The organism is Mesorhizobium sp. M0768 (genome assembly GCF_040320195.1).
In the GTDB taxonomy this organism is placed as follows: domain Bacteria; phylum Pseudomonadota; class Alphaproteobacteria; order Rhizobiales; family Rhizobiaceae; genus Mesorhizobium.
Map to the genome: position 1 here is coordinate 1 of NZ_JAMYPD010000035.1, position 24,984 is coordinate 24,984.

Annotated in this window: 25 protein-coding genes; 12 read left to right on the forward strand and 13 right to left on the reverse strand. The window is 62.8% G+C overall.

Annotated features, from left to right (window positions below):
- Positions 1-170: 170 nt before the first annotated feature.
- The gene (locus NKI08_RS28985) at positions 171-1,025 is read right to left on the reverse strand and encodes an aldo/keto reductase (RefSeq protein WP_352774375.1); all 855 of its coding nucleotides are present in this window, start codon (positions 1,023-1,025) and stop codon (positions 171-173) included.
- Positions 1,026-1,254: 229 nt separating this feature from the next.
- Between NKI08_RS28985 and NKI08_RS28990 the strand changes: the two genes are divergently transcribed.
- The 4 genes from NKI08_RS28990 to NKI08_RS29005 all read left to right on the forward strand — a co-directional run bounded on the left by NKI08_RS28990 (position 1,255) and on the right by NKI08_RS29005 (position 3,632).
- Complete coding sequence (locus NKI08_RS28990) at positions 1,255-1,890, forward strand: ankyrin repeat domain-containing protein (RefSeq protein ID WP_352774377.1); 636 nt, start codon at positions 1,255-1,257, stop codon at positions 1,888-1,890.
- A 145-nt stretch (positions 1,891-2,035) separates the two neighbouring features.
- Entirely contained in the window at positions 2,036-2,425 is a 390-nt protein-coding gene (locus tag NKI08_RS28995) for an ArsR/SmtB family transcription factor (RefSeq protein ID WP_352774438.1), read from the forward strand.
- Positions 2,422-2,955, forward strand: a complete 534-nt coding sequence (locus NKI08_RS29000) for an SRPBCC family protein (RefSeq protein WP_352774380.1) — start codon at positions 2,422-2,424, stop codon at positions 2,953-2,955. The genes NKI08_RS28995 and NKI08_RS29000 overlap by 4 nt, the downstream gene beginning before the upstream one ends.
- A 101-nt stretch (positions 2,956-3,056) precedes the next feature.
- Entirely contained in the window at positions 3,057-3,632 is a 576-nt protein-coding gene (locus tag NKI08_RS29005; protein WP_352774382.1) for a dihydrofolate reductase family protein, read from the forward strand.
- Between the two features lie 65 nt (positions 3,633-3,697).
- Here NKI08_RS29005 and NKI08_RS29010 read toward each other — a convergent pair whose 3' ends face one another.
- The 7 genes from NKI08_RS29010 to NKI08_RS29040 all read right to left on the reverse strand — a co-directional run bounded on the left by NKI08_RS29010 (position 3,698) and on the right by NKI08_RS29040 (position 9,456).
- Positions 3,698-4,498, reverse strand: a complete 801-nt coding sequence (locus tag NKI08_RS29010; RefSeq protein WP_352774384.1) for a class I SAM-dependent methyltransferase — start codon at positions 4,496-4,498, stop codon at positions 3,698-3,700.
- A 152-nt stretch (positions 4,499-4,650) separates the two neighbouring features.
- Positions 4,651-4,908, reverse strand: a complete 258-nt coding sequence (locus NKI08_RS29015; protein ID WP_352774440.1) for a DUF930 domain-containing protein — start codon at positions 4,906-4,908, stop codon at positions 4,651-4,653.
- Positions 4,830-5,561 (reverse strand): hypothetical protein, encoded by a 732-nt coding sequence (locus NKI08_RS29020; RefSeq protein ID WP_352774385.1) that lies wholly within the window; start codon positions 5,559-5,561, stop codon positions 4,830-4,832. Before NKI08_RS29020 ends, NKI08_RS29015 begins: the two co-directional genes overlap by 79 nt.
- A gap of 183 nt (positions 5,562-5,744) precedes the next feature.
- Entirely contained in the window at positions 5,745-6,494 is a 750-nt protein-coding gene (locus tag NKI08_RS29025; RefSeq protein ID WP_352489988.1) for a glucose 1-dehydrogenase, read from the reverse strand.
- 46 nt (positions 6,495-6,540) lie between these two features.
- Positions 6,541-7,545 carry a sugar-binding protein gene (locus NKI08_RS29030; RefSeq protein ID WP_352489989.1) on the reverse strand — a complete coding sequence of 335 codons (1,005 nt, stop codon included), beginning with the start codon at positions 7,543-7,545 and terminating at the stop codon, positions 6,541-6,543.
- 53 nt (positions 7,546-7,598) lie between these two features.
- A complete protein-coding gene (locus NKI08_RS29035; protein ID WP_352489990.1) occupies positions 7,599-8,660 on the reverse strand; it encodes an ABC transporter permease in 1,062 nt (353 codons plus the stop codon).
- 55 nt (positions 8,661-8,715) lie between these two features.
- Complete coding sequence (locus NKI08_RS29040; protein WP_254819718.1) at positions 8,716-9,456, reverse strand: ATP-binding cassette domain-containing protein; 741 nt, start codon at positions 9,454-9,456, stop codon at positions 8,716-8,718.
- 469 nt (positions 9,457-9,925) lie between these two features.
- Here NKI08_RS29040 and NKI08_RS29045 point away from each other — a divergent pair, with 469 nt between their 5' ends.
- The 3 genes from NKI08_RS29045 to NKI08_RS29055 all read left to right on the forward strand — a co-directional run bounded on the left by NKI08_RS29045 (position 9,926) and on the right by NKI08_RS29055 (position 13,593).
- Positions 9,926-11,359, forward strand: a complete 1,434-nt coding sequence (locus NKI08_RS29045; protein ID WP_352706344.1) for a coiled-coil domain-containing protein — start codon at positions 9,926-9,928, stop codon at positions 11,357-11,359.
- 128 nt (positions 11,360-11,487) lie between these two features.
- Positions 11,488-13,050 carry a serine hydrolase gene (locus NKI08_RS29050; RefSeq protein WP_352706346.1) on the forward strand — a complete coding sequence of 521 codons (1,563 nt, stop codon included), beginning with the start codon at positions 11,488-11,490 and terminating at the stop codon, positions 13,048-13,050.
- A 255-nt stretch (positions 13,051-13,305) separates the two neighbouring features.
- Complete coding sequence (locus NKI08_RS29055) at positions 13,306-13,593, forward strand: hypothetical protein (RefSeq protein WP_352774387.1); 288 nt, start codon at positions 13,306-13,308, stop codon at positions 13,591-13,593.
- Positions 13,594-13,672: 79 nt separating this feature from the next.
- Here the strand turns inward: NKI08_RS29055 and NKI08_RS29060 are convergent, their stop codons facing one another.
- On the reverse strand, positions 13,673-14,614 hold the full coding sequence (locus tag NKI08_RS29060) for a hypothetical protein (RefSeq protein WP_352774388.1): 942 nt from the start codon (positions 14,612-14,614) through the stop codon (positions 13,673-13,675).
- 265 nt (positions 14,615-14,879) lie between these two features.
- Here NKI08_RS29060 and NKI08_RS29065 point away from each other — a divergent pair, with 265 nt between their 5' ends.
- Complete coding sequence (locus tag NKI08_RS29065; RefSeq protein WP_352774390.1) at positions 14,880-15,320, forward strand: lipid-binding SYLF domain-containing protein; 441 nt, start codon at positions 14,880-14,882, stop codon at positions 15,318-15,320.
- An 18-nt stretch (positions 15,321-15,338) separates the two neighbouring features.
- On the opposite strand, the gene NKI08_RS29070 is transcribed toward NKI08_RS29065, so the two are convergent.
- Positions 15,339-15,971: a TetR/AcrR family transcriptional regulator gene (locus tag NKI08_RS29070; protein ID WP_023677324.1), complete on the reverse strand. Its 633-nt coding sequence runs from the start codon at positions 15,969-15,971 to the stop codon at positions 15,339-15,341.
- 719 nt (positions 15,972-16,690) lie between these two features.
- On the opposite strand from NKI08_RS29070, the gene NKI08_RS29075 reads away from it, so the two are divergent.
- Genes NKI08_RS29075 through NKI08_RS29085 form a run of 3 tightly spaced genes read left to right on the forward strand, consistent with a single transcriptional unit; the run spans position 16,691 to position 20,474 of the window.
- Entirely contained in the window at positions 16,691-17,176 is a 486-nt protein-coding gene (locus tag NKI08_RS29075) for a (2Fe-2S)-binding protein (protein ID WP_352451438.1), read from the forward strand.
- Positions 17,173-18,156, forward strand: coding sequence for an FAD binding domain-containing protein (locus NKI08_RS29080; RefSeq protein WP_352774392.1), 984 nt, complete (start codon positions 17,173-17,175; stop codon positions 18,154-18,156). Before NKI08_RS29075 ends, NKI08_RS29080 begins: the two co-directional genes overlap by 4 nt.
- On the forward strand, positions 18,153-20,474 hold the full coding sequence (locus tag NKI08_RS29085; protein WP_352774394.1) for a xanthine dehydrogenase family protein molybdopterin-binding subunit: 2,322 nt from the start codon (positions 18,153-18,155) through the stop codon (positions 20,472-20,474). Before NKI08_RS29080 ends, NKI08_RS29085 begins: the two co-directional genes overlap by 4 nt.
- A 120-nt stretch (positions 20,475-20,594) precedes the next feature.
- Here the strand turns inward: NKI08_RS29085 and NKI08_RS29090 are convergent, their stop codons facing one another.
- A complete protein-coding gene (locus NKI08_RS29090; protein WP_352774396.1) occupies positions 20,595-21,605 on the reverse strand; it encodes a zinc-dependent alcohol dehydrogenase family protein in 1,011 nt (336 codons plus the stop codon).
- A 105-nt stretch (positions 21,606-21,710) separates the two neighbouring features.
- Between NKI08_RS29090 and NKI08_RS29095 the strand changes: the two genes are divergently transcribed.
- Positions 21,711-22,640 carry a LysR family transcriptional regulator gene (locus tag NKI08_RS29095; protein ID WP_352774397.1) on the forward strand — a complete coding sequence of 310 codons (930 nt, stop codon included), beginning with the start codon at positions 21,711-21,713 and terminating at the stop codon, positions 22,638-22,640.
- Positions 22,641-22,766: 126 nt separating this feature from the next.
- Here NKI08_RS29095 and NKI08_RS29100 read toward each other — a convergent pair whose 3' ends face one another.
- Together NKI08_RS29100 and NKI08_RS29105 are read right to left on the reverse strand one after the other, a co-directional pair.
- Positions 22,767-23,537 (reverse strand): slipin family protein, encoded by a 771-nt coding sequence (locus tag NKI08_RS29100; RefSeq protein ID WP_023680344.1) that lies wholly within the window; start codon positions 23,535-23,537, stop codon positions 22,767-22,769.
- Complete coding sequence (locus NKI08_RS29105) at positions 23,534-24,925, reverse strand: NfeD family protein (protein ID WP_352451433.1); 1,392 nt, start codon at positions 24,923-24,925, stop codon at positions 23,534-23,536. The genes NKI08_RS29100 and NKI08_RS29105 overlap by 4 nt, the downstream gene beginning before the upstream one ends.
- Between the last annotated feature and the right edge of the window lie 59 nt (positions 24,926-24,984).

The following is a 24,984-nucleotide window of genomic DNA, read 5'->3' on the forward strand; positions in this document are numbered from 1 at the left end:
CAGGAAATGGCAGTCGCTCCTTCGCTCAACTGCCTCTCCAAAGAATCCTTTCTCAGCCTAAACTCAACCCCAAAATCGCCATATGCGATTCCCCTGCCCTTGAAGGGGAGATGTCCGGTAGGACAGAGGGGGGTGTGAAGGAATGCCAACGTCCCGGTTGGCCCGCCTCGTTAGAACAGGAATGCGGCCGTGGCGGGGTTCGGGCCGGTGCGGCCGTCGGGCGAATCCATGCCCCGGATAAGCTCGAGGTCCTTCGCTTCCAACTCGAAATCGAAGACATCGAAATTGGCGGCGATGCGGTCCTGGTGGATCGACTTTGGAATGACGATCAGCCCTTCCTGAAGGTGCCACCTGACGATCGTCTGCGCCACCGACTTGCCGTGTTTCCTGGCGATGCTTTCAAGCGTCGGATCGCTCAACAGCCGGCCGCTGCCCAGTGGGCTCCAGCTCTCGATGCGGATGTTGTGCCTGTCGTGGAATTCACGTTTGTCACGCTGCTGGAAGCGGGGGTGGAGCTCGATCTGGTTGACGGTCGGCGTGACGCCGGTCTCGCCGATGATCCGTTCGAGGTGGTCCTGGTTGAAGTTCGAAACGCCGATCGACTTGATCCGGCCTGATTGCCTGAGTTCGATCAGCGTCTTCCAGGCCTCGACATATCTGTCCTGGCTGGGCACCGGCCAGTGGATCAGGAACAGGTCGATCTGTTCGATGCCGAGCTTGCTCATCGTCTCGTCGAAGGCGCGCAAGGTGGCGTCGCGCTGATGCGCGCCGTTGCGCAGTTTCGAGGTGATGAACAACTCGCTTCTCGGCACGCCGGCCGAGCGGATCGCCTGCCCGACACCTTCCTCGTTCTGATAGCCTTCGGCGGTGTCGATCAGCCTGTAGCCGGCCTCGATTCCCCAGCGCACCACCTTGGCGGTGATGGCTGGATCGACCTGCCACACGCCGAGGCCGATTTGCGGAATGGCGGAGCCGTCGTTCAATCTGATTTGTTCAGGTCTATTCAGGGTAATCTGTTCAGGCATGTTCAGGTCCTTCTGCATCGTTCCGCCCGGCGCAGGCTCTATCTAGTCTGAATGGCCGCCAAAGCCAGTCGATATCAGGAGAATGTGAGGAGACGGACGTGAAGCGCTGATCCTCCGCTTCGGGCCGACAGCTCTCTGTGACCCACGGACTCCAGGGAACTCTATACAGGACGACCCCACTATCGCGGATTCTGTGGTATTCTGTGGACTATCCGAGGAGGCGACTGCGTTGACCAACAGCTTGGAAGCCGAAGGGGCAAGAGACTGGTCGCCCCTGCTGGTCGCGGCAGAACAAGGCGATGCGGAGGCGGTTCGATCGGAATTGGCGGCTGGCGCCGACATCAATCAGTCGGACGACGGCGGCTGGTCTGCACTTCACCTTTCAGCCCTCAATGACCGCACAGCTGTGGTGGAGGCGCTGATCGAAGACCCGGAAATCGACGTGAATTCCAGAAACAAGTGGAAGAGCACGCCCTTGAGCCTTGCGGCGGCCAAGGGACATTACGCGTGTATCTCTGTCCTCGTGAGACACCCCCAAATAGAGATCAACGCTCGAGCTGACTACTACGGCAGAACGGCCCTTATCGAGGCGGCGAAGAACGGGCATCTCGAAGTCGTCAAGTTGCTCGTGGAGAATGACGCGGAAGTAAATCTGACCGACAAGACGGGGAGAAACAACGCGCTCATCGAGGCTATCAAGGGGCGGCACTACGAGATCGCGGAATACCTGCTGGATTCTGGGAAAGTGAGCTTTATCAACAAAGAGATGAGGCTAAACGCCCTGATCTGGGCTGGCAGCTGCCACAACCCTCAGCTTATCGAAAAGCTGGAAGCCGCGATCCACAGTTTCTTCGACGGCAAATAAGGGCCTCGCCCTTATTGTCGCGGGGCGCGTCCGCATCTCCCGTCACGTCGACGCGCTCGATGGCGCAAACGGCCCCGCGGCGCTTCGCATAAATTATTCAACCAAATGGTTGACTATCTCAAAGCGTGCATCTATATTCAACTACATGGTTGAATTAGAGACACCCCAGATGGACGCGGTTTTTCACGCCCTTGGCGACGCCACCCGGCGGCACATGCTTCGCGATCTCGCCGATGGCGAGAAAACGGTAAGCCAGCTGGCGGAACCCTTCGTGATGTCGCTCGCGGCGGCTTCCAAGCACATCAAGGCGCTGGAGAACGCAGGGCTTATTCGTCGAGAGGTGAGGGGCCGCACGCATCTGTGCCGACTAGCCCCTGGACCGCTGGCCAGCGCCCATCAGTGGCTCAGCTTCTACGAGCGCTTCTGGACCGGTCGTCTCGATGTTCTCGAACGCCTTCTTCGCGAAGAGGACGCACGCAAAGCCCAGAATGAGTCCAGGAAATCGCCCAACCCGAAAGAAGGAGACGAGCAATGAACCAGATGAGAAGCATCGACGCCTATGGCGCGCTGAGCGAGGCCGCCACGTTCACCATCCAGCGCCTTTTGCCCGGACCCATCGAACGCGTCTGGGCCTATCTCACCGAGAGTGACTTGCGCCGGCAATGGATGGCCGCGGGCCGGATGGAAATGAAGGCCGGCAGCTCGTTCGAATTGGTCTGGCGTAACGACGAGCTGACGGACCCGCCTGGCCAGCGCCCCGCGGGCTTTCCCGAAGAGCATCGTATGGAGGGCCGGATCACCGAACTCGATCCGCCGCGCAAGCTTTCCATCACCTGGGGAAACACCGGCGGCGTCTCCTTCTTGCTGGAGGCGAAGGGTAGCGATGTGCTGCTCACCGTCGTTCATCGCCGCCTGCCGGAACGTGCAATCCAGCTCAACATCACCGCCGGCTGGCACATACACCTCGACCTGCTGGCCGCCCGCCTGGCGGGCAAGACGCCGACCTCGTTCTGGGACGGCTGGAGCCGCCTGCGGGAAGAATACGACCGCCGTCTGCCGGCCTGATGTAACTCGCGGCGGCTATCCCTGAGGTCGCCGCCAGCAACACGAAGCAACGCTGAACCGATGAAACGTGCTTGCATCCCGCAAGCCTGATGGAGGAAGTCATGCGCAAATTGATCGCTGGAATGAAGATTTCCGTCGATGGCAAGATGGAGGGGCCCGAGGGTTACGCCGATTGGGTCGACGCGTGGTCGGACGAATACGGCCTGACGCCGCAAATCGATGCCTGCCTGCTTGGCAGCGTCATGTATGCCGGCTACGAGCGCTACTGGAGCGCCATCCAGAACGAGCCCGACAAGCCGCTGCCGATGACCGGCAAATTGCCGAAGCCGGCCGAGCTAGAATGGGCCCGCTTCGCCGCGCAGACGCCGCATTATGTGCTGTCGAACACAATGACTTCGGCGGCCTGGCCAAAGACGCGCTTCGTGCGGAATTTCGAGGATATCGCTGCGCTGAAACAGCAGCCCGGCAACGACATCTACCTTATGGGCGGCGCCCGAATTACCGCGGGCCTTATCGATGCCGGGCTGGTCGATGAGCTCAGGCTGATCGTCTATCCGCTGCTCGCCGGTGACGGAAAGCCGCTGTTTGGGACGGTGAAAAATCGTCGTGGGCTCGAACTGCGCAAGGTCGAACAGCTTTCGGACGGCCGCGTCGGGCTGGTCTATGGGATCGGCTAAAGCGCGTCGCGTTCGATCGGCCTCATGCGACGCGCTTTTTGCGCGGCATGCATTAGCGCCAAGGGTCAGGCAACGACGCCGCGGCAGGCCAAGGCGACATTGGCAAAGGACCTCGGGCCGTCGGGCCCGCCGGCCTCGTAGGCGTCGCGCATGGCGGCGTCGGTGCGCGCCCGCTCTTCCGGGTCGAGCGCGGCCACATACTTGCCGAGCGGCCCTTCGCCGGCGGCAATCGGCGCCCAGTAATCATCGAAATTTTGGTAGTCCATGCGGATCATCAACTGGGTTTCCGTAACGTCGCGGAGACCCTGTTCGACAAAGGTCCGTTTCATTTCACCCGGCTGCATCATCGGCTGCGTGCAATAGCGGGCACGCAGCTGGCGTCCGCCTTCACTGAGCACCGCCACCGTGTCGATCATCATGCGCATCCCCGGCATGCCGCCGAGATGGTCCCATACCGTCGCCGCGACGACGCCGCCCGGCCGCACGACGCGGCGCATCTCGGCGACTGCCTTGCCGGCTTCGGGCACGAAATGGAGCACGAGCAGGGCCAGGGCACGGTCGAACGCGCCATCCTCAAAGGGCAGGGCGCAGGCATCCGCCTGACGGATTTTTATCCGCGGATCGGTGTTGCGCCGGATTGCCTCCTCGACGAAAACGGCCGAAAAGTCGATCGCCGCGACCTCACCGAGGTCAGCGGCCTTGACGAGCGCGAAGGTCAGACTGCCGGTGCCGCATCCGACGTCGAGGATATTTTCGCCGTCCTTGAGGCCCGCGAAGCCGATGAACAGCGGCGCGAGCTTTTGGCTCCAGCGGCCCATGAGCTGCTCATAGCCGGCAGCATGGTGAACGTTGAAACTTGAAGTCATCGAAGCCTCCTCCCAAAGCCGTATGCTAGACTTCGGCAGCCGCTGACGAAAGGCACTTTTGGCGCGTGTTGGTTCGGCAGCCCGGAGCGCGCGAAGACATCGCCGGCCGGATTTGATGGCGCCGGCCAGCCAGCCTCCGTGGCCTCGACCACCTATTCGGCGGGCAACCCGCGGCGCTTCCATTCGCTGCGCGGCACCGGATTTCCAACACGAAAGGCAAACGACACGACTCTCGTCGCGTCCGGATCGACCTCGCAGCGAAAGCTCAGATCGTACCACTGCCCGTTTGCAGGGAACGGCGCACTGGCGACGTTCATGACCGTGCCGGCCTTCAGCCGATACTCAAGCAGGCTGTTTGGGAAATAGGGGGCGACGCGTGCACCAATTGCTGTGCGAGTTCCGTGTTGCAGAGCTGACCGATCCGCACGGCGCGCGGCACATTTTTCATCGCGGTTGTCGCCACCGGATCACCGGTTGCTGATTTCGAGAACAATCTCTTCGCTTCCTGAAGCTTCAAGGGCCTTTGCACTTTGGCGACATCCGCTGGCTTGGGCTTCGGCGGCGGTGATGCGCCAGGCGACGGAGCCTGGTCTTTCCCCTCGACCGCTGTCACGGCAGGTGGCTGTGCAAGATCCTGGTTACTGGGAACTTGCGGCGCTGGCGGTTGTTCCGAACCATCCTCCGCACTGTTGCCGTCCAGAGACTTGCGAGGACCGGCGTCCTTCTCACCGAATTGGAAGACAGGTCTCTGCGCGGTGACCTCACGGCTCGTCGGCGTCTCGACCTTGGCTTCCGGCTGCTTTTCCGGCTTGGGCGGTTCAGCGGGGGACGGAGGTTTGGTTTTTTCCGGCGGTTTAGGCGGCGGCACGATATCAACTGCGATGGGCTGCTCCTTCTGCGGCTGCGGGGGCGACAGCGGCAGTGCGGACAAAAGAAGCGCGGCGGCGAGCAAATGCACGACCGCGGAGGCAGGCAAGGCCCACCCGAATACCCGGCGCTGATCCCGTATGTCGTCTCTCATTGTGACCGGTGTGTGGAATGAAATATTGGCGGCATCAAGCATCGATGCCGCCAGACGTCGAAATAACCTGTTGCGAATCGAAAGTCGGCGGCTGCAATGCGGCGCGGCATCCAATCGTGTGGCGTCGGCGTCCGCGCAGGGGACCGGGCCAGCAGCGCATGCATCAAGTCGTCATTTCAGGCGGCTAGCAGGCACGCCCTGCCGGCACGGTGCCGCCGGTTGAAATCACAGGGAAACCGATAGCCCGCCGTCAACCGCCAGCACGTGCCCGTTGACGTAAGCGGCAGCGTCGGAGGCGAGAAACACCACGGCTCCGCCGAGCTCCTCAGGCTGGGCCCAGCGGCCCGCGGGGGTTCGTGCCTCGACCCATTTGGTGAAGGCCTCGTCGTGCATAAGTGCGGTGTTGAGCTCGGTGGCGAAATAGCCGGGGGCGATGGCGTTGACGGTGATGCCGTGACGGCCCAGCTCAGCGGCAGTGGAGCGTGTCAGCCCGTGCAGGCCCGCCTTTGCCGCCACATAGGCGTGAATGGTGGGGCGGCCAAGGATCGCTGCGACCGATCCGGTGTTTATTATGCGCCCGAACTTGTTTGGCAGCATCAGGCGCACCGCGTCGCGCATCATGCGGAAGCAAGCCGACAGATTGACGGCAACCACATGGTTGAAATCCTCGTCCTGCCATTCGACCAGCGGTTTCCGATGCTGGATGCCGGCGTTGTTGACCAGAATATCGAGGCGGCCGTGGCGTTCGACGATTCCTTCGAGCGACGCCCTTGAGATCGCCGCGTCGGTGACATCGAACGGCAGGGCTTCTGCACCGATCCTTTCGGCCGCCACGGAAAGGGCGGCCACGTCGCGGGCATTGACGATCACCGTCGCACCGTTTTCGGCAAGTGCCTTGGCCATGGCAAAACCAAGACCACGCGAGGCACCCGTGACCAATGCGACACGGCCCTTGAGCGAGAACAATTCCGGCATTGAGATCCCCTATGAAAAGGGCGGGAGTTTCCTCCCGCCCAAAGCGCTATTTGGCGACGCAGGTGTCGGCTGTCTCCGGAGTGCAGACATCGAGGCCCGTGTAGGTCGGGTCGGCCGGCGGAGCCTTGCCCTCCTTCATGTCCTTCAGCGCCATCATCGTCTTGTAGCCCATCTCGAACGGCCGCTGACCGACCTGGCCAAGGGAGAAACCTTCCTTCATCTGGTCGATCTGTACCGGAAGCGTGTCGGCAACGACAAGGGCCAGGGCTTTCGAGGCGATCTTGTCCTTGTACGGTGCGACCGCGGCGCGGTTGGCGTCGGGAATGAACTGCGGGAAGCCACCGGTTGGGACGAATGCGTCGAGGTTCGGGTTTTTCGCCATGATATCCTCGAACTGTTGCACCGAAAGCGGGAAATCATCGTTGGTGTAGAGCGGACAGCCTTCGATTTCGGTCCAGCCGTTCTGGCCCGTCAGCCGATCCCCGGGCGAGGCCGCCGATTTGGTGCCCGAAAGCGTATCGCGAATGCCCTGCATGCGCTCGTTGTGGTTGGCCGCCGCGGCGCCGCCGGACTGGATGCAGATCGTGCCGCCTTTGGGCTTGATCTGCATGACAAGCTTGGCGAGGTTCTCGCCGATCTCATAATTGTGCGTGCCGATATAGGCAACGCGCAAATCCTTGTTTTCGGGCAGGAGATCGGAGTCCCAGGTGAGGACCGGGATGCCGGCTTCCTTGGCGGCCTGCAGCGCAACCGCCATCGCGGCGGCGTTCGACGGCGACACGGCGATGCCGTCCACCTTCTTGGCCACGAGATCCTGCACGATCTGCACCTGCTCGTCGCCACCACCATGCTCGCCGGGGCCGATATACATGCACTCCACGGCGCCATTGGATTCGGCCTCGGCTTTCTTGCAGCCGTCGCGTGCCTGGTCGAAGAAAGGATTGTTCATGTTCTTCGGCACCAGGGCGAAGGTGTATTTCGCCTGGGCGCCGGAAACGGCAAGCACCATTGCGCCAAGCGCGACGGCGGCCGTCAGCAGATGTTTTTTCATGTGACGTTCTCCTCCTTGGTGTGATGTCCCGCAAGCCTCCCGCCGGCGGGTTTCTAGCGGCGTTTTTTGGGCATCAAGACTGCCAGCGACGCGGCGAGAATCGATTTGCCGCCCGTTTGCATGCCCAAGAGAACCGCAAGAACGATGAAGGCGCCGACGAAGGCACCCTGCCAGTTTGAATCGATGCCGGCCATCAGCAGCGCATTCCTGATCACCTCGAGGAAGGCCGAACCGATGATCGCACCGAAGGCCGTGCCGGCGCCGCCCATGAGGCTGGCGCCGCCAATGACTGTCGCGGCGATAACGCGCAGTTCGTAGCCCTGGCCCATGGCATTTATAGCCGAACCGTTATAGCCGAGGAGCAGGAGCGAGGCGAGCGCGGCGGTGAAAGCCGAGAAGACATAGGCCTCGAATTTAATCCAGTTGACCGGAACGCCGGTGAGCCGTGCCGCCTCCTCATTGCCGCCGATGGCGAAGAGATGCCGGGCCCAGGCTGTGAAGTTGAATACGAAGCCGACAATCAGGGCCAGGATCACCATGGTCCAGAACTGTGACGACAGTTCTGGTATCCAATGCGGTGCCCAGTCGTTCGGACCATGCCGCGGCCATTTCCACTGACCGATTGCCTTCACGATCGGAGCATCGGGCCCGAACTGGTAGAGCATCTGGTTGGCCGAGAATACCACCGCCAGCGAGCGCGCGACGGACAGCATGCCGAGGGTGACCACAAAGGACGGCATCCCGACATAGGCGACAAAGAATCCGTTGACCGCGCCACAGGCCAGACCGGAGAAAAGGCCCATGGCGAAGGCGACGTACCAGGGATAATGCCAGGTGAGGAACAGGCCGGCGACGATGACCACGAGACCCATGACGGAGCCGACCGACAGATCGATACCGCCGGTGATGATGACGATCGTCATGCCAAGTGCCATGATGCCGAAAGGTGCGAAGTTGCGCGTCACATTGGCGACGTTTTCAGAGGTGCCGAAGCTCGGCTCCATCGCAGTCATCAACATGACGAGCGCGATGAGCGCGATCATCACCCAGAAGGGCTGACTTGAAATCACACGTTGGAGAACTGTTTTTTCCTTGGTCGGGACGAAATCCGACATGGCCGGCCTGCCATGTTCTTCGACTGAGCCCTGAACGCCAACTGACTCCTGAACACTATTCGCCACGGATGGCCCCCGTTATCAGTCCGGTGATTTCCTCGGGCGATGTTTTGTCGGCTGGCTTGTCGGCAACTTTCGAGCCCCGCCTGAGGACGATAATGCGATCTGCCACGGCGAACACGTCAGGCATTCGGTGACTGATCAGCATGACGCCGACTCCTTGTGCTTTGAGGCGTCGGATCAGTTCGAGTACTTCCGCCACCTGGCGCACCGAGATGGCGGCCGTTGGTTCGTCCATCAGCACCAGCTTGGCATTTGAAAGCCGGGTCCGCGCGATGGCGACCGCCTGGCGCTGCCCACCCGACATCTTCCTGACGAGGTCGCGCGGCCGGGTTTCCGATTTGAGTTCCTTGAACAGCGCTGCCGAGCGATCGATCATCGCCTGCTTGTCAAGAATCCTGATCGGCCAGAAGCCCTTCTTGATCTCGCGCCCCAGAAAGACGTTCTGCGCGGCCGTCAGATTATCGGCGAGCGCCAGGTCCTGATAAACAACTTCGATCCCCTTGGCGCGGGCCTGCACGGGCTGGTGGAAGTGGCACACCTCGCCCTCGACTACAATTTCGCCGTCGCTCGGAGGAAAATTCCCGGCCACAGTCTTGACTATCGTCGACTTGCCGGCGCCGTTGTCCCCCATCAGACCAACGACTTCGCCTCGCTCCACCTGGAAGCTAACGTCGGTCAGGGCCTGGATAGCCCCGAAATTCTTGGAGACGTGGCGAACCTCAAGCACCGGCATCGCGGTCCTCCCGGGACAACATTTTATCGGTCTTGTCCCTGGTCTATGCACAGCAGCTAATCAGCGAAACGTATTCAACACAATCATTTATTAGGTCAGGCATCTATTAGGTCAGGCCTCCCGGCAGTGACACGCGTCGTCTTAGGCCGTGACCTTGTAGCTGCTGCAGAACACCGAGGGCTCGGCCGGTCCTTAAGACAATCACCAGGCGATCCTCAGGCTTGCGCCGCTTCATATCCGTTTCGGGTGAAATGAGTAGGCGTTTTGCGAGCGGTGCCAACGCCTCGGGTATGGAGCGCGGCAGAACACGGTTTGCGTCATTCAAACACACGAGGACAGTGGCCAAGCCTGTCCCTAGCGTGCGTCGGCCAGAGCGCACGTCAGGAGATGAACCCGCATTCGGGGGAGGCGAGGGTCAAGTATTGAAAATCCGCTCCTTGCCGGCGCTGCACGAGAGGGATATTCGGTCATGAATTTCAAAGGTTTGATCAAGCGTGCCGAGACAGTGGAGAGAGCGTTCAAGGAGCTCGAAACCGATTTGGCGGATGCGTTTAGCGAATGTCTCAATGTGGACGATCAGTCGCCGTTGAACGACGTCACTGTGCCGGATGAGACGGTATCGGATGAGAATCTCGCGACAACGGATGACAGCTCGCAGCTCGAAGCCAATGCGGACGCCTTCGAGACCGCACGACGGCTGTCCCCCCATACGCAAACCCGGCTGGCTGCCTTAAATGCGGTCGATGGGCTCTTTCACGACGCGCAGGAGTATCTGGGGGAGATCAATGCGAAACTGTCGGAGATCGCGACCTCGCATCATCTGACGGGCGAATTCCTGAAACTGCTTCACGGCGACATTCTTCGCGCCAACGAATTGGAGCTGGCAAATACCGGCCTGACCGCGCAGCAAAGGGTGCTGTCCGAACAGCTCCACGATGCAACCAGAAAGCAGCGCGAGCGCGACAGCGCTATCGAGGCCCTGCAGCAGCACGAGGCGAGCCTGGTCGAGGACAAGGAAGCACTCCGCGGCGCGCTGGCTGCGGCAAGGCTGGAACTCGTCGTCGCAGGCAATGCGAGCGCAAAACGCGAGGCCGAGTTCGGCGAGCTTGTCAAAACACTCTCGGCCAGAGCCGTCGAGGCCAACAGACGCTCGCGCGAGAACGAGATGCTGCGGGAGAAACATGTCAGCCTGTCGATCGACCTCGACAAGGCGCTGAAACGGGAGGCCGAGGCCCGGCACAGGCTGGACGAACTCTCGACTGTCCATGCCAATGATGCCGCGCAGCTTTCGGAACTGCTGGCCGCGCTTGGCAAGAGCGAGAAAGAGGAGATGCGGCTGCAGAAATCGCTCGATATGGCGCAGGCAAAGCTATCGGAAATAACGGAAGCGGCCCGCATCAGGGACGGTGACAGGGAAGCCGAACTTGCACGCAGTGTCGCGGAGATGACCGGCTTGCGTTCTGAAATCGAGGATCTTCGATCGCGACTGGAGGCCGCCTCCAACCACAACAGCGAAGCCGCCAGCGAGATCGCCAGGCTCAAAGCCCAAGCGAGCGACGCGGTGGCGGAAAAGCAAATTGTCGAGCAAAAATTGTCCGCCCTCACGAAGGAGAGCGAAAACGACAAGATGAATCTTTCCGCGGTCAGCGCGAATTTTTCGCAGCTTTCCCTGCAGCAGGCATCCGAACAGATACAGTTCGACGTCCAGCGGCAGGAATGCGAGGATCTGCGAGCCGAAGTCGCGTCGCTTCAAGCCCGGGTCAAGGACCTGTTGCCCTATGAGCGGCTCCACAAGGCCACCAACGCCAGACCGCGTGAAGACGGCGTGGTCGAGATCACCGCCGCGGTGGCGGAGAAGGCCCGCGCCAGCAGGCGGCGCCTCCGCCTGCGCGCTGCTTCGTAGCTCAGGCGCGGCTGTCTGAAGTTCGACTGGTGCGAAGCGAACATCCGTCGATGGAAGCGATCCTTGGGGCTGGCCTCCCCTGCGTCAGGCTGCAATAGTGCACGCCGGTGAGGCGGAGGGGGCTGAGCATGCGGCTATTCACAAACCGGAATCACCTCCGGTGGAGGATGTTGGCCTTCATCGCCGTCATTACGCTTTCGCCGAAAGCGGCGTCGGCCGACACCATTACACCCGACAGGATCGCCGCGGCCATTGCGAAGCTCGAATTACTGGCCGAAGGCGTCGTCGCGGATGGTAGCGTACCTGGTCTCGCCATCGGTGTCGTGCACGGCGACGAGGTGATCTTCCTCAAGGGTTTTGGGAATCGCGAGGCCGGCAAGCCGGAGGCCGTCGACGCCGACACGGTGTTCCAGATCGCCTCGCTCTCCAAGCCTGTCTCCGCCACGGTCGTGGCGGCGCTGGTCAGCGGGGGGATCGCTTCGTGGGATTCGAAGATCGCCGACCTCGATCCGGCTTTCCGGCTCGCCCAGCCCTATCCGACCAGCGAACTCACGGTCCGCGACCTGTTTGCGCACCGCAGCGGGCTTCCCGGCACCGCCGGCGACGACCTCGAGGACATCGGCTATGACCGCGCGGAGATCCTGCGCCGGCTGCGGTTCGTGTCGCCGTCATCGAGCTTTCGTGCGGGCTATTCCTACAGCAATTTCGGACTGACCGAGGGTGCCGTCGCGGCCGCGAAGCCGACGGGTAAATCATGGGAAGAGGTCGCCGAAGAGAAGCTCTACCGTCCGCTTGGAATGGCCTCGACCAGCTCCCGTCATTCGGACTTCATCAAGCACGCCAACCGCGCCGAGCTTCACGCCAAAATCGATGGCGCCTGGACCGCGAAAGTCCAGCGCTATCCGGATGCGCAGGCGCCAGCAGGCGGCGTCAGTTCCACCGCACGCGACCTCTCGCAATGGATGCGCCTTGTGCTCGGCAACGGGGTCTATGCCGGCAAGAGACTCATTGCCGCCGATGCGCTGGAACAGACACATATTCCCTTGACGGCTCGCGGCAAGAATCCCGTCTCAGGAGGCGAGGCCTTCTACGGCCTCGGCTGGAATATCGAATTCGGCCGGCACGGGCTGATCTGGGGTCACGCGGGCGCCTTCAGCACCGGCGCACGCAGCCTGGTGATGCTCTTCCCCGAGGAGAAGCTTGGCATCGTCGTCATCGCCAACGCCTTTCCGACAGGCGTGCCGGAGGGGCTGTCCGACAGCTTCGCCGATCTCGTTTTCGACGGAACGCTGGGGAAGGATAAGGTAAAGGCATGGAATAATATCTATGCGAGCATGTTCGGCCCGGTGATTGCGGCGGCCGAGGCCACCTATGCCGCGCCGCCCTCTCCAGCAAGTCCGGCCGAGCCGGCCAGTGCCTATGCAGGCCGTTACTTCAACGATTTCTTCGGCGATGCTATTGTATCGGGCGAAGGAGACACTCTTGTCCTCAAGGTCGGGCCTGCCGGCGCGCGGTCCTATTCGCTGAAGCATTTCGACCGCGACCTCTTCGTGACCTTCCCCGATGCCGAGATGCCGGACAGGCCCTCGGCCGTCAGCTTTGCCGTCGGCCCCGACGGCAAGGCGTCGGCCATCACCGTCGAATTTCTCGACGACAATCATCTCGGCACGCTGCAACGCGTGGGAGATTAGAGCACTTCCAGGAAAGTCCGGAGCGGCTTTCCGTCCATAATTGCGTAAAAACAGATATTTGGAGCGGGTCAGCGACTATCAAAAGCTGAACCGCTTTAGGTCAAAATTCAATCAGCTGGCTGCCGCCAACAGCCGAGATGGTCAAAAAGCAGTCAAGCTTATTATGGTAGGGATCGCCGATAGCGGATTCGACAAATCATGCAAAGACCGACTAACGAGATCAGTCGGCTTTCGTCCCAAATTGGAGACCAGCAGGTGGCCTGGGTGCAGAATTGGGTCTGGCTAGTTAATTGGAACCCGCTGATCGATGAACTCGGTCACATGGCTGGCGAGGCCCTTGATGTCGGATTGCGTAGGATTCTCGAAGACGAGCTCAAAGAAACCGATACAGATGCATCTCCACAGCGATGGGCATCGTGCCATTTCGATGGTCCCCGACCGATTGCCGCTTTGTTCGGAATTGATCAAGGAACAGACATTTTACTCGTTCGGATCGAGGTGCCAGACAACCTTCTGTACGCGCCGAGACAACACTTGATCTGATGAAGTCATACGCGTTTGTGGCGCTTGACTGATCGTCCGCAATGGGGTCGAACCTGGTCGTTGAGTGTTTGGCTCGTTCTCAACTCAAAGACGCCGGGCCGAACTGGAGCAATTTGAAGCAATCGCCGCTTCCCAACTTCAACTGCGTCAGGAAGGGTTTCGACCGGTCGAGCCATTCCTGGTGCGATCTCGCATCGGCTTCGATTTCATTGGCCGGTGCAAGCTTGACGAAGCCGCGCCCGTTGCTGAAAAGCCAGCACGCGCGGCCGAGAAACCGCCTGCTGCGCTGGCGCAGGAGGTCGGCATCATAAAAGACGTCGAGCACCTCCTGCTTGATCTTCCGTTCCTTTTCGGGATTGGCGATCGCAACCTCGATCGGCTCGCCGCCGATTGCATCCTGCAGGTCCTTGTAATCCAGGGCGATCTGGGTGGTGGCATATTTGATGTCGCTCTCGTCCCGGACGATGTTGAACCATAGCGTTGGGTTGAGCTCGTTGACAACGAACGATGCTTCGAAATCGCGTGACAGATTGAGAATATCGAACCCCTGAACATCGACGTCGCGCTCGACCAGAAGGATCTGGGAAACCTGCTTGGCGAGCCCCGTTCCCTGGGCGCTGACAGCGGCGTTGTCACCGCCGTGTTCCGGACTGACATAGGCACCGCCATCATCCAGCAGCGCGTCGAATTCGCCGAGGGCCTCCACGACAGCGCTGCCACGGGCAACACGCGCCGCCAGTTTGGCGAGAACCTGCTGGAGCTCCGTTTCGCGTTTGCGCTGGTCCTGATAATTCTGCTGGAAAAAGAAGATGAACAGGGACACGCCAATCCCGATCAGGATCACGCCCAGCTGCGAAAAGATATTGCGATAATATTCCAGCAGCTTTTCACGATGGCGTACGTCGTCACGCACACTGTGCGCCACGCGAAGATTGACGATCAGCGAAACGACCAGGAGCCCGGCACCGACCAGGATCAGGCCGCCGATCAGCACGTAGCCATGGCGTGAGTTGAAGTCCATTCCTTTGCCGCGCTCCCGAAACCCCAGACAGCGCAGACTAATACCATTCCGCCTCAACACCTACGATCATCCCCACCATTCGGCCACTGTTCTTACTGCCAGGACTACGCTCGCCATCCGCCTCGTTTCGTGGCGGTCTTCTCGCAGCCGGATTCAGGCCGCGTGCTTGGAACCAATGACGGGCGAGACTGTTCAGCTATGACTTTGATACGATGCCGACGTGCCCGGCCGGCTGGGCTTGCGGCGATCTTGAGGAGTTCTCATCATGAAGATTTCGTCCAGATTTCGTTCAGTCGCAGTTGCCGTCATCGCTGCGGCGGCAGTTAGCTTTGCCAGCGTCGCGCATGCCGACAGCGGTACGATCCGCTTCGCCGTCCACAAGGCGGCCTTTTTCATCGGCGGCTCCGGAGGCGAGGGCACACTGACCTTCCATGGTCGCCGATATCCCATCTCGGTCGGCGGCATCTCGGGCGGCCTCGCCTTCGGCGCCTCCAAGACCTATTTCAAAGGTACCGTGCGCCACATACGCCGCGCCCGGGATGTGACGGGGGTGTACGGTGCAGCGGGCGGTGGCGGCGCGCTCGGCAAAGGAGCCCAGGTGATCGTCATGACCAATGACAAGGGTGCCCAACTCGAACTCACGGGCAGGCAGGTAGGCCTGCAAGTCAATGCCGATCTCAGCGGTATGAGCATCTCGCTGAAATAAGGACAGTCACTGCATTCGTTATTCCTTGGATGGGCCGGATTTGGCCGCTCCAAACCGCAACCCATCCATCAGCAGCGACACCAATCGGCGCGAGCGGTCGCGCCAGTCCTTGGTGTCCGGGGCCGAATAGATGCCGCCCAGCGCATGCAGCACGTCGGAGGCATCGACATCGCCGCGGATCGAGCCGTCGGCGACCGCAGCATCGATCAGCCGCCGCAAGGCGAGCGTCACCCTGCCGGAAACGTCGGAGAACAGGGTTGAGTTGGTCGTGAGCAGGATGCGCAGGCTTGTCGACAGCCCGCGCTTGGTGGCGATGTAGTCGACGAAGCGCTGCATCCATTGTTCGAGCGCCATGTCGGGCGCATGATCGCGGGCGAGTTCGTCGGCCGCCTGGCACAGTCCTTCCACTTCGCGCCGATAAACCACCTCGACCAGGTGCTCGCGGGTTGGGAAATGCCGGTAGAGCGTGCCGATGCCGACGCCGGCCTGGCGCGCAATCTCCTCCAGCGAGGCATCGACGCCTTGCGCGGCAAAGGCTTTTGCCGCGACCTCGACCAGAGCATCGCGGTTGCGCTGCGCGTCGGCGCGCAGCGGCTTTGCAACGGCGGCTTCGGTTTTGTCTCCAGAAATGACGGGCGGCTCCGCGGCCAATTTTTTCTCCAGTGCTGATCCGAAGCATACCCGGATAGGCAGGCCCCGTTTCAAGAACGCAGACGCTTCCACCTTCGTTACGTCTCCGACAAATATAATCGCAAGTAAATATAATCACAGGATCGAGTCTGGGCCGGCGTTCCGGCAGGCGAGGCATCTTGCCCGCCTCCGGTGCACGGCCCGTGGATGACGTCCGGTGGATGACGACGGAGGATATTTCCTCGCGGCCGGCACTCGTCATCTGTTCGGCCGATGCCGTGGGGCAAAAATGAGCCCATGTTGAGCACGATCCCCTCAGGATCATTGGACTGTCCTGCCCCTACAGACAGTTCAGAGAGCACCACCGGCTTGGGCCGGTGGTGCTTTTTTGTCTCCAGACATGACGGCCGGCTGCCCTGCCAATTTCCTCCAATTTTGATCATTTTCGATCCGGGGCTTGAACAGGGCGGAGCAGGCCCTTAGGTAACAAACGGAGGCGCCTCCGATTGTGGAGCGCCTTTCTCATGTAATCACGGGATCGGGTATGTCACGTCTTTCGACCTCCCAAGCCGCAGCCCTCCCGGAGCTCGCGCCAAGTCGAACCGACCCCCTCTGCCCTGCCGGGCATCTCCCCCGCAAGGGGGGAGATTAGCTCACCTAGCCATAAGCTGATCTTGCCGCTCGCCGGCCGGGCACCAGATCATCCCCTCCCGCGTCAAGCAACTGGAGCCAGACGCCCCATGACAAGCAAAACCCGAACTCCAATCCAACTTCGAATCAACGGACATCGACATGAGCTGGAGGTCGAACCGCGCGTTACTCTGCTCGACGCCTTGCGCGACCATCTCGGGCTGACCGGCACCAAGAAGGGCTGCGACCAGGGCCAGTGCGGCGCCTGCACCGTTCATATCGACGGCCAGCGCGTGCTGGCCTGCCTGACGCTTGCCACTCAGGCTGAAAGCAGGGACATCACCACCATCGAAGGGCTTGCCGGGGAGGATGGCACGCTGCATGCGGTGCAGGCCGCCTTCCTCGAACAGGATGCCTTCCAGTGCGGCTATTGCACGCCGGGCCAGATCATGTCGGCGGTCGCCTGCATTCGCGAAGGCCATGCCGGCTCGGATGAGGAGATCCGCGAATACATGGCCGGCAATCTCTGCCGCTGCGGCGCCTATCCGCATATCGTCGCCGCCGTGCGCCAGGCGGCCATGGAGGCCGCGTCATGAGGGACTTTTCGTATCTCCGCGCCGGCTCCGTCGATGCAGCCCGTGAGGCAGCAGCACTTCCCGGCGCCATGCTTCTGGCCGGCGGCACGACGCTTGTCGATCTCGCGAAATGCGGCGTTGCCGAACCCGAGACCGTGGTCGACATCACCCATCTCAAAGGACTGGACACGATTGCCGTTGATGACCGGGGCGCCACGATCGGCGCGCTGGCCAGGATGAGCCGCGTCGCCGACCATGCCGATATCAAGAGCCGGTTCCCCGCAGTCTCGGAAGCATTGTGGCAGGCGGCATCGGCGCAGCTGCGCAACATGGCGACGATCGGCGGCAATCTGATGCAGCGTACACGCTGCCCCTATTTCCGCGATCCGGCAAATTTCCCCGCTTGCAACAAGCGCTCGCCCGGCAGCGGCTGCTCGGCGATTGGCGGGGTCACCCGCGGCCATGCCGTGCTCGGCACCAGCGAGGCCTGCGTCGCCACCTATCCCGGCGACCTGGCCGTTGCGCTCGTCGCCTTCGACGCGACCGTCCATCTCGGTGACCGCCAGATTGCCGTCGATGATTTTTTCCTGCTGCCGGGCAACACGCCCGACAAGGAACATGCGATCGAGCCCGGCGAGATGATCACCGCGATCGGCATTCCGGCTTCCGCCGCCGCCCGACGCTCGACCTATCTCAAGGTCCGCGACCGCCAGTCCTATGAATTCGCCGCGGCAAGTGCCGCGGTCGGCATCGAATTCGAGGCTGACGGACGGACGATCCGCGATCTGCGCGTGGCACTTGGCGGCGTCGCCACCAAGCCATGGCGCGCCCTTGCCGTCGAAGAGGCGCTGAAAGGCAAAGTGCTCGAGCCGGAGGTCGTCAGGCAAGCCAGCCTGCTCGCCGTCGAGGCCGCCGTCGACCATGGCGCCAACCACTACAAGATCGAACTGGCGCCGCGCGTCGTCGCCCGCGCCATCCTCAAAATGGGAGAAACGGCATGACCGTTCACGAGTTGAGAACAAGACCCGGCGATGCCAAACGCGGCGACGCTTCGGACGGTGCCGTCCTCGCCGACCAGGTCGGCGGCCGGCTGTCGCGCGTCGACGGCCCGGCCAAGATCACCGGTGCCGCCAAATACGCCGTCGAGCAGCAGCTCGAGGGGCTTACCCATGCGGTGCTGGTCGAGAGCACCATTGCCGCCGGCCGGGTGCGTTCGATCGACACGGCCGCGGCCAAGGCGTCGCCCGGCGTGCTGCTGGTGCTGACGCCCGACAATATCCTGCCGCTGAGAACCGCAACGGACTGGCTGGGCACGCCGCCGCCGGACGTCGCTTATTGCCCGCTGGCGCGCGACATCACCTTCAGCGGCCAGCATGTCGCGGCGGTGGTGGCCGAGAGTTTCGAGCAGGCGGTCGCCGCCGCGGCGCTGGTCAAGATCGCCTATGACGAGGCGCCGGCGATCGTCGACCTCAGCGATCCAAAGGCCGGCGACGGCATCCCCGTCGATGCGATGACCAAGGAATGGGGCGAGGCGGAGACAGCGTTCGCCTCGGCTCCGGTCAGGATCTGCAACGCCTACAACACGCCGCGCGAATACCAAGCGCCGATGGAGCCGCATGGCCTGATCGCAAAGTGGCAGGGCGACCAGCTGACGGTCTGGGAGCCGAGCCAATGGCTCGACGGCATGGCGCGGACCTATGCCGAATGGTTCGGCGTGCCGTTCGAGAATGTACGACTGGTCTCGCCTTATATTGGCGGCGGCTTCGGCTCCAAGGCGTTTGCCTATGGCTACGGCGCTGTAGCGGCAGTCGCCGCGAAAATGCTGGGACGGCCGGTGAAGCTGGCGGTCACCAGGCCGCAGACCTTCACCGCCTATGGCGGACGGGCGGCGACGCGCCAGACCGTGGCGCTCGGCGCCAACGCGGAGGGCCAGATCCAGTCGGTCGTGCATCGCGGCGTCAACGAGACCTCGGTCGACGGCATGTGGGTCGAGCCGCTCGGCTCGGTCACCTCGGTCATGTACGCGACGCCGAATTTCTCGTCGCGGCAGAACGTCGTGCGGGTCAACACGGTGGTGCCGGGGGCATTGCGCGCGCCGGGCGAGAACCCGAGCGCCTTCGGCATCGAAAGCGCCATCGACGAGCTCGCCTATGAGGTCGGTATCGATCCGCTGGAAATCCGGCTCAGGAACTATGCCGAGCAGGACCCGCATGCGAAGAAGCCGTGGTCGACACGGCAGCTGCGTGAGGCCTTTGCGGCCGGCGCCGAAGCCTTTGGCTGGTCGAAGCGGAACCCCCGGCCGCGTTCGATGCGCGACGGCAACCAGCTGATCGGCTGGGGTGTCGCGGCAGGCACCTACCCGGTGCGGCGCGCCTATGGCGAGGCGGTCGTGCGTATTCTCGCCGACGGCTCGGTCGAGGTCGAAAGCTCATCGATCGACATGGGGCAGGGCACCTACACGATCCTGGCGCAGACCGCCGCCGAGGTGGTGGGCGTGCCGGCGGAAAACGTCGTCGTCAAACTTGGCGATTCCCGCTATGCCCGTGCCGGCGTCACCGGCGGTTCGCGGCTGGCCGGGGTGATGACCGGCGCCGTCCACAAGGCGGCGAGTGCCGCGCTCGACCAGCTGATCGGGCTCGCCATCAGCGATCCGGCTTCGCCGTTCCATGCGCTGCAGGCCAACACGCTCGTCGTCGCCAATGGCCGCATCGCCTCGCCGCGCGGCAACGGCCCTGAGGTTTCGATCGCCGAACTGCTCAGCAGCGTCGGGCGCGAGCATATCGAGGCGAAGGGCGACACCATGCCGGCCAATTCGACGGTCGAGGACCGCTACAAGAACTACACCACCATAGCCATGGCGCTGCCACACACCGAGGGCGACTATTCCCGCCACAGCTGGTGCGCGCATTTCATCGAAGTCCGCGTCGACGAGGACTTTGGCACGGTTCGCGTTTCCCGCGTGGTGTCGGCGCTGGATTCGGGCCGGCTCTACAATCCCAAGCTCGCCGAAAGCCAATGGAAGGGCGGCATCATCATGGGCATCGGCCAGGCGCTGCTCGAGGAGGGCATCGTCGACCGCCGGCATGGGCGCATCGTCAACGACAATTTCGCCGACTATCTCATCGCCACCAATGCCGACATTCCCGACATCGAGGTGATCTCGGTCGGTATTCCCGATCCGCATTCCTCGGCGCTTGGCGGCAAGGGGGTCGGCGAGCTGGGCATTGTCGGCGTGGCGCCGGCGATCGCCAACGCGGTATTCCACGCCACCGGGAAAAGGGTGCGGGACCTGCCGATCACGCTGGAGAAGCTGATTTAGGCGGAGGTTGGGACTGTCGGCGCATTGGCGATTGTCAAAAGCCGAGGTGACGACCGATCTCCCCGCCAGAGGCCCGCCAGAGGGGAGATCGGCAGCTTCGACGCTTTGCCTTTTTCAGGCTCACCACGACAGACTGAATGCAAGCTTGCCGAAATGCCGGCCGCCGGCCGCCATATGGGCGTAGGCCTCGGTCGCCTGATGCTGGCTGTAGACAGTGTCGATGACCGGATCGATACGGGCGGCGCCGATGGCCCGCGCCGCGTCGCGCAGGTCGGATACCGAACCGGTGTTGTTGCCCACCACCTTGAGTGCCTTGATGATGATCGGCAGCAGGTTCGTGGTGGCCTCGGCGCCGGTGACGAAGCCGATGGCGAACACCGTGCCGCCGGGCGCCGCGGCATTGATGGAGCGGGCGAAGGTCGCCGCGCCGCCGGTTTCGACGATCAGATCGGCGCCGAGCCCGTCGGTCAACTCGAGCACCTTGGCGTCCCAGTCCGGCGTCTCACGATAATTAATGAGATGATCCGCACCCAAGGCCTTGGCGCGCGCCAGCTTTTCGTCAGACGAGGAGGTGATGATGACCGTGGCGCCGGCTGCCTTGGCCAGCTGCAGGGTCAGGATCGAGACACCGCCGGTACCGAGCAGGACGACGACCGACCCCGGCCCGGCATCGGCGGCGCGAAGCGCATTCCACGCGGTGGTGCCGGCGATCGGCAGCGTCGCTGCCGCTTCGAAGGACAGATGCGCCGGCATCGGCACGACGGCATTGGCCGGCAGCGCGACATATTCGGCGAGCGAGCCGGGCAGTGTCAGCCCGCGCATCTCTCTGGTCTCATAAGGCCGCGGACGGCCGCCGATCCAGCGCGGTTTTGCATGGGCGATGACGCGGTCGTTGATGGCGAGCCTCGACACGCCCTCGCCAATGCCGACGATCTCGCCGGCGCCGTCGACGACGGGAATGAGCGGAAAGCTCGGACCTGGATAGTTGCCGCTCGCTATCGCGACATCGACAAAATTGAGGCTTGCGGCGCGCAGGCGGATCAGCACTTCGCCGCGTTGCGGTTCAGGCGTGGGAACGGTGGCCGCGCGAAACGCGTCCAGTCTCGGGGCAGTCAGTTCGATCGCTTTCATGTCTCACTCCGGTTGATGGCCGATTGACGGGCCGGGATTGAGTGAAACTAGCTGCTGCGCTATTGGTATATAATCCTTGGCTTTTACATATGAGCTCTGCACCTGATGCAGCAATCGCACGAACCGGCAGCATTGGTCGAAATGGCCGCCTTCGCGGCAATCGCTGAAGCACGCTCCTTCACCAGGGCGGCTGCTCGCATCGGCCGCGACGCGACGATCCTGTCGCGGCGCCTTGCCTCGCTGGAAGAGCGGTTGGGCGTGCGCCTGCTGCACCGGACGACACGAAGCGTGTCGCTGACCGAGGCGGGTTCGGAATTTCTCATCCGGGTCCGCGCCATCCTGGCTGCGGTCGACGAGGCCGAGGCTGCCGCGTCGGCGCATGCCGGCGGCGGGCCGCGCGGCGTGCTGCGGCTGGCGCTGCCCGGCTCGTTCGGGCGCATGTGGATCGGCCCGCTGCTGCCGCAGTTTCTCACCGAATTTCCCGAAGTCCGTATCGAGGCCGAGTTCTCCAACCGTTTCGTCGATCTCGTCGCCGAGAATTTCGATGTCGCCGTGCGTCTCGGCGCGCTGGAGGATTCGCGGCTGGTGGCGCGCAAGGTCGCGACACGGCGGCGGCTGCTGTGCGCCGCGCCGTCCTACCTCGCCCGCCGGGGCACGCCGACTGCGCCGGAGGCGCTGCTGGAACACAGCTGCCTGGGCTTCTCGGGTTTCCAGACCTTTCCGGCCTGGGAGATGACCGACAGTTCGGGCCGGCGCGTCAGTATCGAGGTCTCCGGGCCGCTGGTCACCGACGATGCCGAGGTACTGGTCGAAGCCGCCGTGCAGGGCGTCGGGCTGATGATGAGCACGGATTGGCTGGTCGGACGCGAGCTCGCCGACGGCCGGCTGGTGCCAGTGCTGGAGGACTGGACGCTTGCCGACGAAGGCGCGGTCTATGTCGTCATGCCTTCGGCCAAGGGGCAAGCCGCCAAGACACGTGCCTTCGCCGACTGGATCGGCAAACGCTTTGCGCCGGTCCCGCCGTGGCGGAGGTGAGGGTGGGTCGCGGCGCGTGGAGCGTCAGCGCCGTCTCTCGTAGAGGAAGGCGTCGGCGATCTATGTGAGACGACCCCCTCTGGCCGCTTCGCGGCCATCTCCCCCTCGAGGGGGGAGATTACGCGCTCAGCCGCCTCCGCCTCCACCACCCTGCTTGATGAAATGACCGAGCAGATCCATCGGCACCGGAAACACGACCGTCGACGAGCGCTCACCGGCGATGTCATGGAGAGCCTCGAAATAGCGTAGCTGCATGGCCTGCGGTGCTTCGGCCAGCATCTTGCCGGCCTCGACGAGCTTTGCCGCCGCCTGCTGTTCGCCGTCGGCATTGATCACTTTCGCACGCCGCAGCCGTTCCGCCTCGGCCTGCTTGGCGATGGCGCGGACCATGTTCTCGTTGAGGTCGACATGCTTGATCTCGACATCGGAGACCTTGATGCCCCAGGCATCGGTGCGCTGGTCGAGAATCTCCTGGATATCGCTGTTGAGCTTGTCACGTTCGGCCAGCATTTCATCGAGCTCATGCTTGCCGAGCACCGACCGCAACGTGGTCTGTGCCAGCTGGTTGGTGGCGGTCATGAAGTCTTCAACCTGGATCACCGCCCGCTCGGCGTCGACGATACGAAAGTACAGCACCGCGTTGACCTTCACCGAGACGTTGTCGCGCGAGATCACGTCCTGCGGCGGGACGTCCTGGACCACCACTCGCAGGTCGACCTTCACCATCTGCTGCACGAAGGGGATGAGGATGATAAGGCCGGGGCCCTTGACCCCGGTGAAGCGGCCGAGCGTGAAGACCACGCCGCGCTCATATTCCCGCAGGATGCGAATGGCCGCGGATAGGAACATGACCACGACGAGCGCTGCTGCCAGATAGGCCACATAACCGATGATCATTGCCTTGCTCCATCGCTTCTCACATTGCGGCGCCGTATCGTCAGCACAAGATCCCTGACATCGGCCACCTCGACGCTGTCGCCCACTGCAAGCGGTTCGTCGGCTTTTGCCCGCCAGCGCTCGCCCCGGGCGAGCACGTGGCCCTCGCTGCCCTGCCAGTCGAGGACCTCCGCCGGCAGCCCCTGCATGGCCTGTGCGCCAACACGCGGAACGTTCTTGCGGGCCGCCCACAGATAGCTGCCGGTCAACAGCGCCAGGCCGAGCGTCAGGACGGCGGCGGTGCCGATAACGGCCCACGACATCTCGAAGCCGGGCCCCTCGATCCTGAGCAACATTGCAGCGCCCAGCAGAAACGCAGCCACGCCTCCCAGCCCAAGGACCACAGTCGGGTTCAAGGCTTCGACGACCAGGAAGATGATGCCAAGCAGCATCAAGGCAAGGCCGGCATAGCTGATCGGCAGGAGATTGAGCGCATAGAGTCCGAGCAGAAGGCAAATCGTGCCGATCACGCCGGGCGCGACCGCGCCCGGGCTCGTGAATTCGAAGACGAGGCCATAGACGCCGACCAGCATCAGGATGACGGCGATGTTCGGGTCCGTGATCACGGCGAGAAGCCGGATGAGCCAGCCTGGCTCGAGCGTTTCGACCGGCAGTCCTTTCGTCGCCATTGCCTCTTTTTTGCCGACGATCTCGACTGTCCGGCCGTCGGCCAGTTGAAGCAGTTCGGTGGTGTCGCGGGCGACGAAGTCGATGACATGCTGCTGCAGCGCCGCGCCGGCCGACAGGCTGGCCGCCTCGCGCACGGCCTTTTCTCCCCATTCGGCATTGCGCCCGCGCAATTCAGCCAGGCTGCGGATCAGGGCAACGGCATCGTTCGTCGCCTTGGCGATCATCGCATCGCCCGCGGGTGCGTTCTTCTTGTCCTTGTCCGCCTCCGGGCCATCGTTCTTGCCACCGGGAAACGATGGCAGCGGCCCGCCCATCTCGATCGGCGTTGCCGCGCCCAGATTGGTGCCGGGCGCCATCGCCGCCAGATGGGTGGCGTAGAGGATGTAGGTTCCGGCGCTCGCCGCGTGCCCGCCGGCGGGCGCGACATAGCCGATGACGGGAACCGGCGAGGCGAGAATGCCGGCGATCATCTCGCGCATGCTGGTGACCAGCCCGCCGGGCGTGTCCATCTGCAGGATGAGAGCCTGGGCATTTCGGTCCGCGGCCACCGCCAGTGCTTCCTCGAGCTGCCTGGCACTCGCCGGACCGATGGCGCCGTCTATCTCGACGCGCAACACAATTTTCTCCCGGCCGTCCGCCTCTCCGGTTGCGGAAGAGGGACAAACGGCCGCAACAGCCACGAAAGCCGCGGCAAGCAGGACCGCACGCGCGAGTTTCACGCTCAAAGCTCCACATCTAGGAATATGGGCTGGATTTTGCCGAAATCCATGACGCGGCG

What these genes read in the sequence shown, in the direction of transcription:
- NKI08_RS28985 (WP_352774375.1), bottom strand. Translation starts at nt 1,025, where the DNA reads ATGCCTGAACAGATTACCCTGAATAGACCTGAACAAATCAGATTGAAC.
- NKI08_RS28995 (WP_352774438.1), top strand. Translation starts at nt 2,036, where the DNA reads ATGGTTGAATTAGAGACACCCCAGATGGACGCGGTTTTTCACGCCCTT.
- NKI08_RS29000 (WP_352774380.1), top strand. Translation starts at nt 2,422, where the DNA reads ATGAACCAGATGAGAAGCATCGACGCCTATGGCGCGCTGAGCGAGGCC.
- NKI08_RS29005 (WP_352774382.1), top strand. Translation starts at nt 3,057, where the DNA reads ATGCGCAAATTGATCGCTGGAATGAAGATTTCCGTCGATGGCAAGATG.
- NKI08_RS29010 (WP_352774384.1), bottom strand. Translation starts at nt 4,498, where the DNA reads ATGACTTCAAGTTTCAACGTTCACCATGCTGCCGGCTATGAGCAGCTC.
- NKI08_RS29020 (WP_352774385.1), bottom strand. Translation starts at nt 5,561, where the DNA reads ATGCTTGATGCCGCCAATATTTCATTCCACACACCGGTCACAATGAGA.
- NKI08_RS29025 (WP_352489988.1), bottom strand. Translation starts at nt 6,494, where the DNA reads ATGCCGGAATTGTTCTCGCTCAAGGGCCGTGTCGCATTGGTCACGGGT.
- NKI08_RS29030 (WP_352489989.1), bottom strand. Translation starts at nt 7,545, where the DNA reads ATGAAAAAACATCTGCTGACGGCCGCCGTCGCGCTTGGCGCAATGGTG.
- NKI08_RS29035 (WP_352489990.1), bottom strand. Translation starts at nt 8,660, where the DNA reads ATGTCGGATTTCGTCCCGACCAAGGAAAAAACAGTTCTCCAACGTGTG.
- NKI08_RS29040 (WP_254819718.1), bottom strand. Translation starts at nt 9,456, where the DNA reads ATGCCGGTGCTTGAGGTTCGCCACGTCTCCAAGAATTTCGGGGCTATC.
- NKI08_RS29045 (WP_352706344.1), top strand. Translation starts at nt 9,926, where the DNA reads ATGAATTTCAAAGGTTTGATCAAGCGTGCCGAGACAGTGGAGAGAGCG.
- NKI08_RS29050 (WP_352706346.1), top strand. Translation starts at nt 11,488, where the DNA reads ATGCGGCTATTCACAAACCGGAATCACCTCCGGTGGAGGATGTTGGCC.
- NKI08_RS29060 (WP_352774388.1), bottom strand. Translation starts at nt 14,614, where the DNA reads ATGGACTTCAACTCACGCCATGGCTACGTGCTGATCGGCGGCCTGATC.
- NKI08_RS29065 (WP_352774390.1), top strand. Translation starts at nt 14,880, where the DNA reads ATGAAGATTTCGTCCAGATTTCGTTCAGTCGCAGTTGCCGTCATCGCT.
- NKI08_RS29075 (WP_352451438.1), top strand. Translation starts at nt 16,691, where the DNA reads ATGACAAGCAAAACCCGAACTCCAATCCAACTTCGAATCAACGGACAT.
- NKI08_RS29080 (WP_352774392.1), top strand. Translation starts at nt 17,173, where the DNA reads ATGAGGGACTTTTCGTATCTCCGCGCCGGCTCCGTCGATGCAGCCCGT.
- NKI08_RS29085 (WP_352774394.1), top strand. Translation starts at nt 18,153, where the DNA reads ATGACCGTTCACGAGTTGAGAACAAGACCCGGCGATGCCAAACGCGGC.
- NKI08_RS29090 (WP_352774396.1), bottom strand. Translation starts at nt 21,605, where the DNA reads ATGAAAGCGATCGAACTGACTGCCCCGAGACTGGACGCGTTTCGCGCG.
- NKI08_RS29095 (WP_352774397.1), top strand. Translation starts at nt 21,711, where the DNA reads ATGCAGCAATCGCACGAACCGGCAGCATTGGTCGAAATGGCCGCCTTC.
- NKI08_RS29100 (WP_023680344.1), bottom strand. Translation starts at nt 23,537, where the DNA reads ATGATCATCGGTTATGTGGCCTATCTGGCAGCAGCGCTCGTCGTGGTC.